The sequence below is a fragment of the Achromobacter sp. FW305-C-30-7 genome (assembly GCF_058783105.1).
In genome coordinates this window covers 20,891-34,808 of sequence record NZ_JBYSYI010000010.1, presented here as the reverse complement: position 1 = coordinate 34,808, position 13,918 = coordinate 20,891, and the positions used below count along the sequence as shown (strand labels likewise).

Annotated in this window: 13 protein-coding genes; 7 read left to right on the top strand and 6 right to left on the bottom strand. The window is 67.3% G+C overall.

Translation table 11 applies throughout. From position 1 onward, the window contains the following. The 3 genes from AC3WOB_RS25985 to AC3WOB_RS25975 form a co-directional block, all read right to left on the bottom strand. Positions 1 to 960 carry a Bug family tripartite tricarboxylate transporter substrate binding protein gene (locus tag AC3WOB_RS25985; protein ID WP_492276597.1) on the bottom strand — a complete coding sequence of 320 codons (960 nt, stop codon included), beginning with the start codon at positions 958 to 960 and terminating at the stop codon, positions 1 to 3. Positions 961 to 1,042: 82 nt separating this feature from the next. Continuing rightward, on the bottom strand, positions 1,043 to 1,843 hold the full coding sequence (locus tag AC3WOB_RS25980) for a class II aldolase/adducin family protein (protein WP_492276596.1): 801 nt from the start codon (positions 1,841 to 1,843) through the stop codon (positions 1,043 to 1,045). Between the two features lie 107 nt (positions 1,844 to 1,950). Further along, complete coding sequence (locus AC3WOB_RS25975) at positions 1,951 to 2,877, bottom strand: LysR family transcriptional regulator (protein ID WP_013395186.1); 927 nt, start codon at positions 2,875 to 2,877, stop codon at positions 1,951 to 1,953. Positions 2,878 to 3,097: 220 nt separating this feature from the next. Between AC3WOB_RS25975 and AC3WOB_RS25970 the strand changes: the two genes are divergently transcribed. The 5 genes from AC3WOB_RS25970 to AC3WOB_RS25950 all read left to right on the top strand — a co-directional run bounded on the left by AC3WOB_RS25970 (position 3,098) and on the right by AC3WOB_RS25950 (position 9,080). Continuing rightward, a complete protein-coding gene (locus AC3WOB_RS25970) occupies positions 3,098 to 4,396 on the top strand; it encodes an imelysin family protein (RefSeq protein ID WP_013395185.1) in 1,299 nt (432 codons plus the stop codon). Continuing rightward, complete coding sequence (locus tag AC3WOB_RS25965; RefSeq protein WP_492276595.1) at positions 4,393 to 5,901, top strand: di-heme oxidoreductase family protein; 1,509 nt, start codon at positions 4,393 to 4,395, stop codon at positions 5,899 to 5,901. Before AC3WOB_RS25970 ends, AC3WOB_RS25965 begins: the two co-directional genes overlap by 4 nt. Continuing rightward, positions 5,901 to 6,989: an imelysin family protein gene (locus AC3WOB_RS25960; RefSeq protein ID WP_492276594.1), complete on the top strand. Its 1,089-nt coding sequence runs from the start codon at positions 5,901 to 5,903 to the stop codon at positions 6,987 to 6,989. The genes AC3WOB_RS25965 and AC3WOB_RS25960 overlap by 1 nt, the downstream gene beginning before the upstream one ends. Continuing rightward, the gene (locus tag AC3WOB_RS25955) at positions 6,979 to 8,094 is read left to right on the top strand and encodes a DUF1513 domain-containing protein (RefSeq protein WP_492276593.1); all 1,116 of its coding nucleotides are present in this window, start codon (positions 6,979 to 6,981) and stop codon (positions 8,092 to 8,094) included. The genes AC3WOB_RS25960 and AC3WOB_RS25955 overlap by 11 nt, the downstream gene beginning before the upstream one ends. Positions 8,095 to 8,246: 152 nt before the next feature. Next, on the top strand, positions 8,247 to 9,080 hold the full coding sequence (locus tag AC3WOB_RS25950; RefSeq protein WP_013395181.1) for a mechanosensitive ion channel family protein: 834 nt from the start codon (positions 8,247 to 8,249) through the stop codon (positions 9,078 to 9,080). A gap of 74 nt (positions 9,081 to 9,154) precedes the next feature. Here the strand turns inward: AC3WOB_RS25950 and AC3WOB_RS25945 are convergent, their stop codons facing one another. After that, a complete protein-coding gene (locus tag AC3WOB_RS25945) occupies positions 9,155 to 9,916 on the bottom strand; it encodes an IclR family transcriptional regulator (RefSeq protein ID WP_492276592.1) in 762 nt (253 codons plus the stop codon). Between the two features lie 159 nt (positions 9,917 to 10,075). On the opposite strand from AC3WOB_RS25945, the gene AC3WOB_RS25940 reads away from it, so the two are divergent. After that, the gene (locus AC3WOB_RS25940) at positions 10,076 to 11,065 is read left to right on the top strand and encodes a Bug family tripartite tricarboxylate transporter substrate binding protein (protein ID WP_013395179.1); all 990 of its coding nucleotides are present in this window, start codon (positions 10,076 to 10,078) and stop codon (positions 11,063 to 11,065) included. Between the two features lie 64 nt (positions 11,066 to 11,129). Here the strand turns inward: AC3WOB_RS25940 and AC3WOB_RS25935 are convergent, their stop codons facing one another. Beyond that, positions 11,130 to 11,921: an RNA methyltransferase gene (locus tag AC3WOB_RS25935; protein WP_207468334.1), complete on the bottom strand. Its 792-nt coding sequence runs from the start codon at positions 11,919 to 11,921 to the stop codon at positions 11,130 to 11,132. A 130-nt stretch (positions 11,922 to 12,051) separates the two neighbouring features. On the opposite strand from AC3WOB_RS25935, the gene AC3WOB_RS25930 reads away from it, so the two are divergent. After that, positions 12,052 to 12,837, top strand: a complete 786-nt coding sequence (locus AC3WOB_RS25930) for an inositol monophosphatase family protein (protein ID WP_013395177.1) — start codon at positions 12,052 to 12,054, stop codon at positions 12,835 to 12,837. Positions 12,838 to 12,905: 68 nt separating this feature from the next. On the opposite strand, the gene AC3WOB_RS25925 is transcribed toward AC3WOB_RS25930, so the two are convergent. Then, on the bottom strand, positions 12,906 to 13,904 hold the full coding sequence (locus AC3WOB_RS25925) for an FAD:protein FMN transferase (protein ID WP_492276591.1): 999 nt from the start codon (positions 13,902 to 13,904) through the stop codon (positions 12,906 to 12,908). Positions 13,905 to 13,918 lie beyond the last annotated feature (14 nt).

Here is a 13,918-nt window from a genome sequence, read left to right as displayed (position 1 = left end):
TCAATGCGCTTCGGGGGCGAACTTGCGCACCAGTACCGCCCACTTGTCATGTTCGCGCTTGATGAAGGCGCCGAATTGCGCGGGCGTGCCGCCGACTGGCTCGGCGCCTTCGCGCAGCATCTGTTCGTTGAGCGCCGGCAATGCCGCGTTGACCTCGCGGTTGACGACCTCCACCACCTGCTGCGGCGTGCCCTTGGGCGCGAAGAAGCCGAACCAGGAACCGGCGTCAAAGCCTGGGTAGCCGGACTCTGCAATGGTGGGCAATTCCGGCAGGGTGGCGGAGCGCTGTGCGGTGCTGACCGCCAGCGCGCGCAGCTTGCCGGAACGGATATGTCCGATCACGGATGGAATGGTGGCGAACATGAAGTCGATGCGCCCGGCCAGCAGGTCGTTGACCGCGTCCGCGCCCTTGTAGGGCACGTGCGTGGCGTTGACGCCCAGCTCGTCCATCAGCATGTAGCTCGACAGATGCGAGGACGTGCCCACGCCGGTGGAACTGTAGTTGAGCTGGCGCGCGCTCTTGACGTACTTCAGGAAGCCCTGGACGTCCTTGGCAGGGGAGGAGGGCGGCACCACCAGCACATTGGGCACGGTGGCGATCTGCACCATGGGGATCAAGTCGGTCAGCGGACTGTAGGGCAGCTTGTTCAGCGAGGGATTGACGGCGATGGGCCCCACGGAATTGACGATCAGGGTATGGCCGTCGGCCGGAGCGCGCACCACGAACTCCGTGCCGATGTTGCCGCCCGCGCCCGGCTTGTTCTCGACCACGAAGGGCTGGCCCAGCTTCTGCGTCAGGGTATTGGTGACGCTGCGCGTGAGGGTGTCGGTGGTGCCGCCGGGCGAGAACGCCACGATGACCTTGACCGGCCGGTCGGGATAGTCCGCGGCCGCGGCCGGCGCCAGCGTACAGGCGCCAGCCAGCGCTGCGGAAGCGAGCAGGGCTCGTGCAGTGTTCAAGATGTCTCCTCGCGTGGGCATGGTGGTGTTTTCGATGGCGCCGTGCCGCCACGCCGGCCGGCGCCTGCAAAATCGAAAAAACTCAGTCGCGATAGCTGGGGTCCAGCCGGTCCAGCTTGCGCAGCAGGGCGGGCCACTCCATCACGCCATAGGGCCGGCGCGTGCCGGGCTGATAGTTGTTCCAGGTTTCCTGCAGCACCGACGCGGCCACGGGTTGCAGCGGCGCGCCCGTCGCCATGGCCGCCAGCTGGGAGCGGCAGGCCAGCTCCAGGCGGTGCATCCAGTTGAAGGCTTCGCCCACGCTGCGGCCCACGGTGAGGGCGCCGTGGTTGCGCAGGATCAGCGCTTCGCCCTGGCCCAGGTCTGCCAGCAGCGAGGCTTGTTCCTCGACGCCGAGCACCACGCCCTGGTAGTCGTGGTAGCCGATCTTCAGGAAGCGCATGGCGGTCTGGGTCAGGGGCAGCAGTCCGCATTCGAGCGAGGACACGGCCATCGACGCCCAGCTATGGGTATGGATCACGCAATCCACTTCATGGCGGTGCGCATGCACCGCGCTGTGGATCACATAGCCGGCCTTGTTGATGCCGTAGTCCAGCTCGCCGAAATCGGGCCGCGCCAGGATGCTGCCGTCCAGATCCACCTTGATCAGGCTGGACGCCGTGATCTCCTCGTACATCATGCCGTAGGGGTTGATCAGGAAGGCGTTGTCTTCGCCCGGCACGCGCGCCGAGATGTGGTTGGCCATCATGTCGGCCATGCCGTAGATCTCGACCAGGCGGTAGCAGGCTGCGAGGTCGACGCGGGCCTTCCATTCCGCCTCGGTGCAATGCGGACGCATCGAGGCTATGCGCAGGCGTCCCCCGGCTTCGGTGTCAGTGGTCATCGGAATTCGTGAAGCTCCATTGCCGCCGCACCATGCCACGGCATCCATGCGTGGCAATTTATCTGCACAGCTGGGCAGGGCCTAGCCATGGCCCCGGCATGGGGGCATCACGAATCGAGAAGGGTCGCGCCGGGCCAGCCGCCGTTGCGTACCAGGGCGCGCATCACGTCCAGCAGCACCACGCGCGCGGCCAAGGCCGCCGGCGACAGTTCTTCGTCGTTGATGCAATAGACCAGGTTGCGGCGGAACAGGAAGGGATCGTCGATGGGATGCATGCTCAGCAGCCCGGACTCCACCCGGGCCACGGCCGCGCCGGGCTGGATGGTGGCCAGCGGATTGGCCTGCACCAGATCCATCAGCGTGGTCAGCCCGTCGACCTCGACGCCGATCCAGGGCTCCACGCCGGCGCGTTCGAAGGCGGCTTCAACCCAGGCCCGCAGGCCGTGGGCCTTGCTGGTCACGGCCTGCGGCAGGCTGCCCAGCAGCGCCATGGTGATGGGCTCGCCGTCGGGCAGCGCGACCATGCCGCGCCGGGCCAGCAGGAACAATCTTTCGTCCAGCACCGGGATGGCGCTGCGGCCCTGGCTGCTGTCGTTCTGGAACAGCACGGCCAGATCGAGCCGCCGCCCCGTGAGCAGTTCGCCCAGGTTGCCCGACAAGCCCTCGACCAGATGCAGCCGCACGTTCGGATAGCGTTCGGCCATGGCGGCGTAGAACGGCCGGGCCAGCACCGATGCGGTGGTGGGCGCGAAGCCGACGCTGACCATGCCGGCCAGCCGCGCCTCGCGCGCTGCCGCGACGGCGTTTTCCGCATGCCGCAGCGTCAGCTGCGCCTGGCGCAGGAAGGCCGTGCCGGCCGGCGTCGGCACCACGCCCCGGGGCGTGCGCACCAGCAGCCGCGTGGCCAGTTCGCTCTCCAGGCGGCTGATCTGCTGGCTGAGCGCCGAGGCGACCACCTCCAGCTCGCGCGCCGCGCGGCCGATGCTGCCCAGTTCTGCGACGCGGACGAAGTAGCGGAGTTGGCGGAGTTCCATGGCGCAAGGCGGGGGCGGAGTAGAGGATAGTAGTCGCTGCCGATGGCCGCGCGCCGCTTTGCCGCCTCGGGGAAAACCTGTCTGCCGGTTCAAAGAAATGTCAGGTATCTGACTTTATTCTGAACACCAAACGAAAATTGTTTACACTCTCATCCTCAAAATTCGAGGTTGAGCGGGCCGCCGTGGGGGCGGTTGCCGTTCGAGTTACGGGAGAAAGTCGATGCGCAAGTTGCTGTTGGGAGCGGTGTTGGCCGCCGCGGTGTTCGGGGGGACGGCCCAGGCCGCGGTGGAACCCAAGGCCGTGGTCGCCACGTATTCGGATCTGGCGCTGGCCGGCTATGAAGATTCGCTGACCTCCGCCAAGACCCTGCGCACCGCCATCGACGCCCTGATCGCCAAGCCCAGCGCCGAAACGCTGAAGGCCGCGCGCGAAGCCTGGCTGGCGGCCCGCGTGCCGTACCAGCAGACCGAGGCCTACCGCTTCGGCAACCCCATCGTCGACGACTGGGAAGGCCGCGTCAACGCCTGGCCGCTGGACGAAGGCCTGATCGACTACGTGGACGCGTCCTACGGCACCGAGAACGACGAGAACGCCTACTACGCGGTCAATGTCATCGCCAACTCCAAGATCTCGGTGGGCGGCAAGACCGTCGACGTCAGCAAGATCACCCCCAAACTGCTGTCCGAGATTCTGCACGAGGCCGACGGCAACGAGGCCAACGTCGCCACGGGTTACCACGCCATCGAATTCCTGTTGTGGGGCCAGGACCTGAACGGCACCGGCCCCGCGCCGGCCGACCGCAAGGGCACGCCGCAGGAGCGTCATGCCGGCAACCGTCCGCACACCGACTTCGATACCAAGCAATGCACGGGCGGCCACTGCGAGCGTCGCGTCGAATTCCTCAAGGCCGTGACCGACCTGCTGGTGACGGACCTGGAAGAGATGGTCGGCAACTGGAAGAAGGACGGCGCCGCGCGCAAAGCCGTCGAGGAAGATCCGAAGGCAGGCCTGATCGCCATGCTGACCGGGCTGGGCAGCCTGTCCTACGGCGAATTGGCCGGCGAACGCATGAAGCTGGGCCTGATGCTGCATGATCCCGAGGAAGAGCACGACTGCTTCTCGGACAACACGCACAACTCGCACTACTACGACCAGATTGGCATCCGCAACGTCTACCTGGGCGCTTACACCCGCATCGACGGCAAGACCGTCAAGGGCGCCAGCCTGTCGGAGCTGGTCAAGGCGCGCGATCCCAAGCTGGATGCCGAAGTGCGAGCCAAGCTGGACGCTACCGTGGCCGCCATGCAGGCGATGAAGACGCGCGCCGAAACGGTCGAAACCTACGACCAGATGATTTCGGACGGCAACAAGGAAGGCAACGCCGTGGTGCAGGCCGCCATCGACCGCCTGGTCGACCAGACCCGCAGCCTGGAGCGCGTGATTGCCCTGCTGGACCTGGGCAAGGTCGCCATCGAAGGTTCCGACAGCCTGGATAAACCTGACGCCGTATTCAAGTGAAACTCGTTTTAGCCGCCGTACTGGCGGCGTCGGCCCATGCCGGCGCCGCCGCCGCTCCAAGCGGGCGCGACGACCTCACGCCCGAGGATCTCAAGCGCGTGACCGCAATCACCGCGCCTACGCAGGACTTCTCGAAGGTGGAAACCTTCGAGACCATGCAGGCCGGCGCCACCACCACCAACAAGCTCATCAACGCCGACATCTTTTCGCAGCCGTCGGCCAACATGAGCTTCGAGGGGCGCCAGGAATTCCAGGTCGGCAACGGCCTGTTCCGCAAGGACTGGGTCTCGGCGCCTGCCTCCACCCAGGCCTCGGACGGCCTGGGGCCGCTGTTCAACGCGCGTTCCTGCCAGGCCTGTCATACCAAGGACGGACGCGGCACGGTGCCGGGTTTCGATCCCCTGGAGCGCACCGACGCGGTGGCGCTGCTGCTGCGCCTGGCGGTGCCGCAAGGCCCTGACCGCGGCCACCCCAAGCTGGCCCCGGGCGAGATTGCGGGCCTGCCCGAACCCGTCTACGGCGTGCAATTGCAGAACTTCGCGGTGGCGGGCCTGCCCGTCGAAGGCCGCATGGAGATCGAATACCAGCCGGTCGCGGTCGCGCTCAACGGCGGCGAAACCGTCACCCTGATGAAGCCTGCCTACCGCATCGAGAACCTGGGTTACGGTCCGATGCGCGCGGACACGCAGATTTCGCCGCGCCTGGCGCCGCCCATGATCGGCCTGGGCCTGCTGGAATCCATCCACGAGGCCGACATCCTGGCCAACGTGGGCGCGGACAAGCGCGATGGCATCGTCGGCAAGGCCAACTGGGTCACCGACGTGCGCACCGGCGCGCGCGTGCTGGGCCGCTTCAACCTGAAGGCCGGCCAACCCACGGTGGAGCAGCAGAGCGCTGCCGCCTTCTCCAACGACATGGGGCTGTCCACGCCCTTGTTCCCCAAGCATTCCGGCGACTGCACGCCCTCGCAGAAGCAGTGCCTGGACATGCCGCACGGCGCGCAGTCGCGCTTTGGTCCGGAAGAAGTGCCGGCCAAACTGATGGACTTCGTCACCATCTATTCCACCAATCTTGCCGTGCCGCAGCGGCGCGACGCCGACGACGCGCGCGTGCTGGCTGGCAAGAAGCTGTTCTACGAAGCCAATTGCGTCGCCTGCCACGTGCCCAAGTACGTCACCAGCCGCAACGCCAAGCAGCCCGAACACCGCTTCCAGCTGATCTGGCCGTACACCGACATGCTGGTGCACGACATGGGCGAGGACCTGGCCGACGGCGTGTCCGACGGCGAAGCCAATGGCCGCGAATGGCGCACGCCGCCGCTGTGGGGCATAGGCCTGACCAAGACCGTCAATCCGAACGCGACCTGGCTGCACGACGGGCGCGCGCGCACCTTGCTGGAAGCCGTGCTGTGGCATGGCGGCGAGGCCAAGCCCGCGCGTGACCGCGTGGTGGCGATGACGCCCGAAGAACGCGCCGATCTCATCCGTTTCCTGGAGTCGCTGTGATGGCCGGATTTGTCCAAGAAGTGTTCAAGCGCGCCGCGGCGGCCGCGCTGGCCGTGGCCGCGCCCTCGGCCGCGCTCGCGGCGCCGCCCGCCGATCTGGGCGAGCGCCTGGCGCGCGACTACGCCCGTCCCGCCGTGGCAAGGATGGTGGATGCGGCGTCGGCGTTGGACGGCGCGCTGGGCCGCTGGTGCGCCCAGCCGGGCGCGGCGGACGCCGCACGCGTCAAAGAGGCTTTCGAGAACCTGGCCCTGGCCTGGTCCGGCATCGAGTTCCTGCGCTTCGGCCCGTTGGTGCAGGCCAACCGCTACGAGCGCCTGGCCTTCTGGCCCGATACGCGCGGCGTCATGCCCAAGCAGGTGCAGGCGCTGATCGCCGCGCAGGACGGCGCCTTGCTTGTGCCCGGCGCCCTGGCGGGACGCAGCGTGGCTGTGCAGGGCCTGCCCGCGTTGGAATACGTGCTGTACGGCGAGCCGGCCTTGCTGCGGCAGGATGGCGGGAAGGTCGACGCCTACGCCTGCGATTACGCCCGGGCGGTGGCCGCCAACGTCAGGCAGATCACGCGCGATGTAGCCCAGGCCTGGAGCGCCGAAGGCGATTTCGGCCGGCAGTTCGCGCAACCCAAGGCCGGCAATGATCTGTACCGCGATCAGCAGGAAGTCGCGGCCGAGGCCATGAAGTCCCTCTCCACCGGACTGCAGTTCGCGCGCGACGTGAAGATCCTGCCCGTGCTGGGCGAGACGCCTGAAGCGGCGCGGCCCAAGCGCGCCGCATTCTGGCGCAGCCAGCTGTCCACGCGCCTGCTGGCGGCCAACCTGGACGGGCTGCAGGCCTTCTACCAGGCGGGCGCCTATGCGCTGCCCAAGGGCGACGCCTGGATGGCCGAGTCCGTGCGCGGCGAACTGGCCAGCGCGGCGCGTACGCTGCAAGCCGTGCCGGTTCCGCTGGAGCAGGCGCTGGCGCAGGAAGACGGGCGTCGTCAGCTGACCCTGGCGGCGTTGACCCTGAAGAACGCCAAGGCCATCGTCGATGAGAATCTGGCGCCGGCCCTGGGCGTCACGATCGGATTCAACGCGCTCGATGGCGATTGACCGGCGCCGCTTCCTGTCGCTCGCGGCCGCGATGGGCCTGGCGCCCGCGGCTGCGCTGGCGGCAGCTCCCAAGGACGGCGAAGTCCTCTACCTGAGCGCGCGCAAGCGCGGCGGGCGGGATGAAACCGCGCTGCTGGACGAGGCTGGACACGATAGGCTGGTGGTGCCCATGCCCGCGCGCGGGCACAGCTTCGCCATCGATGCCGCGGGGGAAAGAGCCGTCGTCTTCGGCCGTCAGCCGGGTTTCTTCGCGCTGGCTTTCTCCTTGCGCGGCGGAGAGCCCCAGGCTTTGCCCATGCACGAGGAACGTCACTTCTTCGGCCACGGCGCCTATGTGGACGGCGGCCGGCTGCTGGCCGCTACCGAAAACGATTTTGAAGCGGGCCGGGGCGTGCTGGGCCTGTACGACGCCTCGCCCGGCGGCGCGTACCGCCGCATCGGCGAGTTCGACAGCGGCGGCATCGGTCCGCATGAAGTGGTGCTGATGCCCGACGGCAAGACGCTGTGCGTCGCCAACGGCGGCATCCTGACGCATCCCGACTACGGCAAGCTGGAACTGAATCTGGACACGATGCGGCCCTCGCTGGCCTACATCGACGCGGCCAGCGGCGAACTGCTTGAGAAAGTGGAGCTGGATTCCTCCTTGCACCGCCTGTCCATCCGCCACCTCGCGCTGGCCGCTGACGGCAGCGTCTGGTTCGGCTGCCAGTACATGGGTCCGGCCTCCGACCGGCCGGCGCTGGTAGGGCGGCACCGGCGCGGCGCGCGGCTGGAACTGTTCGAAGGGCCCGCGCAGGCGCTGCGGCAGATGCGCAACTACGTCGGCTCGGTGGCGGTGGACGCGGCCGGCGCGGTGGTCGCGACCTCCAGTCCGGTGGGCGGACAGGTGATCTACTGGGACGCGGCCAGCGGCCGTTGCCTGGGCACGACCGAACTGGCGGACGGCTGCGGCGTGGCGCCTGCGGCCGGCGAGGGCTTCCTGCTGAGCAGCGGCCTGGGAGCAATGCTGCGCATCGACGCCTCGGGCGCGGAAAAACCCGTGCTGGCGCCGTCGCGCGAGGTGTCCTGGGATAACCATTTCCGCAAGATCCCGGCGCGGGCTTGATCCGCCGTGCTTACAAAGCTTGACACAACAGGGCCGCGATGCGGCCCTGATCGCAAGCGCCATCTGATAAAGTTTTCGGCTGCTTTTTTCAGGCCGCAAGGCGCCCGCTGCCGGGCTGCTCTCGCGGCCTCAACTTTTCCGCAGGAGTATCCATGGAAGAAGCCTTGAAAGAATTTAACGCCTGGGCTCCCAAGCTGGTGGACCTGGGCCTCAATCTGGCGGTTGCGCTGCTGATCCTCATCATCGGCTGGTGGGTGTCGTCCCTGCTGGGCAGCTGGGTGCGCCGCGCTGCGACGCGCTCCAAGAAGATCGATCCCACCATCGTGCCCATGTTCTACAGCACGGTGGTCTGGACGGTGCGCATCTTCACCGTCATCGCGGTGCTGGCGCGCTTCGGCGTGCAGACGGCCAGCCTGATCGCCGTGCTGGGCGCCGCCGGCCTGGCCGTGGGCCTGGCCTTGCAAGGCACGCTGCAGAATATCGCCGCCGGCATCATGCTGCTGATCCTGCGCCCGATACGCGCCGGCGAATACGTAGCGCTGAGCACGGGCGTGGACGGCACGGTGGAAGAGGTCGGCCTGTTCCTGACGCGCCTGGTCCAGGTCGACGGCATCCACCTGACCTTGCCCAACAGCACGGTGTGGAACGCCACCATCACCAACTACAGCCGCAACAAGACGCGCCGCCTGGATATCCCGGTGCCGGTGCGCTATGGCGACAATCTGGAAGTCGTGGTGGCCAAGCTGCGCGCCATCGTGGATGCCCGTCCGGAAACGCTGAAGGATCCTGAACCGCTGGTGAAGGTGGTCGACTACAAGGAAAACGGCGTGGTCGTGAACGTGCGCGTCTGGACCGAATCAGCCAAGTATTGGGACCTGCGCTGGGGCCTGTACCAGGACATCCGCAAGTCGTTGGAAGACGCGGGCTTCCAGCCGCCGATTCCCATGCGCGAGATCCAGAACGCCAAGCCCGGAGCGGCGGCCTGAAGCGGGCCGGTCTCTGCTGGAATGACAACGGGCGCCTTCTGGGCGCCCGTTTTTTTTGCTGGCTGCAGCAGGCTTCAAGCCTGCATCGACAGGCGCGCCAGCTCGGTCTTGATCCAGCCGGCGATTTCGCGCTGTCGCTGGGCCGGCATGCGGTCGATGATGGCCGTGACGCTGACCGCCAGGATCGGCGCTCCCTGCGCGTCCAGCAGCGCGCAGCCCACGCCCAGCGCGCCGCGCACCGCGTGGTTGCCCACCACGGAATAGCCGCGGGCGCGGGTGTTTTCGATCAGGCGGAACATTTCCTGCGGCGTCATGCCGCCGTATTCATCCAGCCGGCCGGAGTTGCGCTCGACGATGCCGCGCGCGATGTCGTCGGGCAGGGCGGCCAGCAAGGCCATGCCGCCCGAGCCCACGCCCAGCGGCTGGCGCTTGCCGGCATAGGTGGCCAGGATCTGCACCGGATAGCTGCCGATCTCGCGATGCAGGCTGATGGAGTCGTCCTCTTCGCGCACGACCAGGAATACCGCGTCGCCAGTGCGGTCGGCCAGGCGGCGCAGCACGGGCAGCAACTGGCGCACGCGCGGATCGCGCGAGCGCGTGTCCGGGTCCACCGCCAGTTGGGCGCGGTATTTCTTGGTGCCAGTTACGGCCAGCACCAGCCCGGCGTCGAGCAGGGCGGCCAGCAGGCGGTAGATGGTGGGACGCTGTATGCCCGTGAGACGGGCGATATCGGTCACGCTCAGGCCATCGGGGCCCTGGTCCCGCAGGACGGCCAGGACGGCCAGTCCGCGCCGCAATGTGCGTGGACCTGCGGCCCCAGCGTCGCTATCTTGCATGAAAATCTCTGAAAACTCGGGTTATTACGGAATGTTCAAGGGAAAACCACTGTCCGTGCCGTGGACTCTACCTTGATGCAGTGCATGTGTATAGCTCAGAATGCTGCATCGAACAATTCAAATCGTCCATTCAATGGACAGTACCTGCACGGAGACTCTATGACTACAGGTCAAAAGCCTGGACTGCGGCGTATCGCCGCGACCCTTCTGGCTACCGCCGCAAGCGCATTCGCCATGGGTTCCGCCCATGCTGCCTACCCCGACAAGCCCGTCCGCATCGTGGTCGGTTTTTCCGCCGGCGGCACCACTGACGTGATCGCCCGCATCATGGCCAAGGAACTGACCGAAAGCCTCGGCCAGTCCTTCGTGGTCGAGAACAAGCCGGGCGCCGGCAGCAACATCGCCACCGACCAGGTGAAGCGCGCGGACCCCGACGGTTACACGCTGCTGTTCGTGGCCGTCACCAGCGCGATCAACCAGACGCTGTACAAGAACGTCAATTTCGACCTGACCAAGGATTTCACGCCGGTGGCGCTGGGCGCCAAGGTGCCGAACATCCTGGTGGTGAATCCGCAAGTGCCGGTGAAGTCGGTGCAGGAACTGGTGGACTACGCCAAGAAGAATCCCGGCAAGCTGGCATTCGCCTCGTCCGGCAGCGGCACCTCCATCCACATGGCGGGCGAACTCTTCAAGATGCAGACCGGCATCGACGTGCTGCACGTGCCCTACAAGGGCAGCGCGCCGGCCGTCACCGACCTGATCGGCGGCCAGGTGCAATTCATGTTCGACAACATGCCGTCGGCCTGGCCGCACGTGCAGTCGGGCAAGCTGCGCGCCCTGGCCGTGACCACCACGGAACGCTCCAAGAGCGCCCCTGACGTGCCGACCATGAAGGAATCCGGCTTCGCCAACTTCGACGTGTCCTCGTGGTTCGGCCTGATCGCGCCCGCTGGCACCCCGCCGGAAGTCGTGAACAAGCTCAACGCGGCCATGGTCAAGGCGCTGGACAAGCCCGAAGTGCAACTCAGCTTCGAGAAGCTGGGCGCCGTCGGCGTGAAGACCACGCCGGCCGAATTCGGCCAGTTCATCAAGTCGGAAGTGGAAGGCTGGGCCCCGGTGGTCAAGGCCTCGGGCGCCAAGGTGGACTGATTTTCGATTTCCGGGCGGCGCGCCGCCCGGTAAACCTTGCTAGGGGACAGGCGTGAGCCTGCCCCTATTTTTTTGCCCCGCCGTTGCGGCGCGCCGTGGCCAGCATGGCGGTGCAGACGCCGCGCATCATGTCCACTTCGTCGCGGCTCAGGGCGTGGCGCGAGAACAGGTGCCGCATGCGCGGCATCAGCTTCTTGGGGTGGGCGGGATCCAGGAACTGCACGCCGATCAGCGCCTCTTCCCAGTGCGCCAGGAACGCCTGTACGGCTTCGCTGGAGGCCGGCGCCGCGCCGCGCGGCGCTTCTTGCGCGGTCGAGGCGGGCAGCAGCGCCGCGCCCTGATCCACCAGCAGCGCGTAGCGCAGCTCCCAGGCGGCCAGCTGCAGGGCCTGGGCCACGTTCAGCGAGCTGTACTCGGGATTGGCCGGAATGTGGCAGATGCGCTGGCACAGCGCGATCTGGGCATTGGTGAGGCCGGCGCGTTCGGTACCCAGCACCACGGCGGCGACGCCTTCGGCCGTCTCGCCCAGATGGGCGCGGGCCAGCTCGGCCGCCTGGCGGATGTCGCAGGGCGGGGGGCCCAGGTCGCGCACCCGGGCGGTCAGCGCGAAAGCCATCGTGACCGGCGCCAGCGCTTCTTCCAGGGAGTCGTGGATGCGGGCGTTTTCCAGCACATCCAGGGCGCCGCTGGCGAGCGCCACGGCCTCCGGCTGGCTTGTTACATCTGGAAATTTAGGCTCGACCAGCACCAGTTCGGAGAAGCCCATCGTCTTGATGGCGCGGGCCGCCGAACCCACATTTCCGGGGTGGCTGGGGTTCACCATAATGAAGCGAACGCGTGAAAATGCTTGAGTCATTTAAAATGGCACGTTTGGCTTAGTGCCTTCCTGGTTTTTTGGGTCGATTTCCCCTATGGGGACTGCGGCGGACCGGGGGGCGGCAAGCGGCCTACCATCAAGCCAACTCATCGCATTCGTACGGAATTTTATGCACCCGATGCTCAACATCGCCATCAAGGCGGCCCGGCGTGCCGGCACCATTATCAACCGTGCCAGCATGGATTTGGAACGACTCAGCGTGGCTCGCAAGGGGCCGCGGGATTATGTCACGGAAGTCGATCGCGCCGCCGAGGAGTCGATCGTCGAGACGCTGCGCGCAGCTTATCCGGACCACGCCGTCCTGGGCGAGGAATTCGGCCTGCAAGGCCCGGACCAAGCCGAGTTCCAGTGGATCATCGATCCCCTGGACGGCACCACGAACTTCATCCACGGCTTGCCCAACTATGCCGTATCCATCGCGCTGACGCACCGCGGCCAGGTCACGCAGGCGGTCATCTATGACCCGACCCGCAACGAACTGTTCACGGCCAGCCGTGGCAGCGGCACCTTCCTGAACGACCGCCGCGTGCGTGTCTCGGGCCGCACCCGCTACCACGAGGCCCTGCTGGGCGCGCACTGGCCCAACTCCGGTGATCCGGAACAAGGCTCGGCGCGCTTCCGCCAGATGGCCGAAGGCAGCACCGGCGTGCGCCGCCTGGGCTCCACCGTACTGGACCTGGCCTACGTGGCCTGCGGCCGCCTGGACGGCTTCTGCGGCGTGGGCCTGAAGGCCTGGGACCTGGCCGCGGGCAGCCTGATGGTGCTGGAAGCCGGTGGCCTGGTCGCCGACTTCGACGGCGAGCAAGGCTGGATGGACACCGGCAACGTGCTGGCCGCCAGCCCCAAGATCTTCACGCAGATGCTGTCCTCGCTGAATCCGCCTTCGGCGGCTTGAGGCCGGGCGGCTCCGCCTGAAAGAAAAAAAACCGGCCCGATGGCCGGTTTTTCATGCGAGCTGGAAGTTCAGGTTGCCTGGCCTTGCGGCATCACTCTCCCATCCAGCAGCACGAACCAAGCGCGCAATCCCAGTTCCAGCACCACCTCCTGCGTCGCTTCCAGCGGCATGTGCGAGAAAGCCGTGGACAGCGCGTCCGCCATGGTTGCGCACGGCGCCATGACGGAGACGCTCAGATACCGCGGCCGGGCGTGGCCCGTGCGTGGATCGAACAGATGGGTGTACTGGCCCGCGGCGTCGATGGCGGTGCCGTAGCCGCCGGAAGTCGCCAGGGCCTGGTTACCCATGCAGGCGCTGGCGAGCAGGCGCGCCGGGTCGCGCGGGTCGGCAATGCCGACCTTCCACGGCTGCGGCGCGGAGCGGCTGTCCAGCCCCTGTATTTCGCCCATGTCCACCAGCGCCCGTTCCAGCCCGCCGCGTTTGAGCAGGTCGGTGACGCGGTCGGTGATGTAGCCCTGGGCGATGCCGTTGAGCGTGATCGCCATGCCGGGCCGCAGCAGTTCGATGCGGTTGTTGTCCAGCATCACGTCGGCATGGGACACGCGCGACAGCGCCTGCGCCACGGCCTCGGGCGGCGGGCCGTCCGGAGAGGCGCCAGGCTGCGAGAAGTGGTCGGCATACAGCTGCCATAGCGGCTGCACGGTGGGGTCGAACATGCCTGCGGTCAGCTCGCTGTAGCGCCGGCTTTCGCTCAAGAGCCGCAGCAGATCGGCCGGCGGATTTTGCAGGAAGCCCTGGCGGTTCAGGATCGAGAGCGCGCTGTCGTCGCGGTACAGGCTGAAGATCGCCTCAAGCCGCCGCAGTTCCTGCAGGGACTGCGCGATCAGGCGCTGGGCAACCGCCGTGTCGGGATGATAGAGGCGCAGTTCGGCATCGGCGCCCAGCGCCGTGCCTTGCCAGGTGACGGGGGCGACCGAGGCGGCGGCGCGGCGCGCGGCGACGGGGGCGAGCGCCAGCGCGCTGGCTGCGGCGGCGATGCCGATGAAACGGCGGCGGGTGTGGTTCATGGCGATAGGCCTGT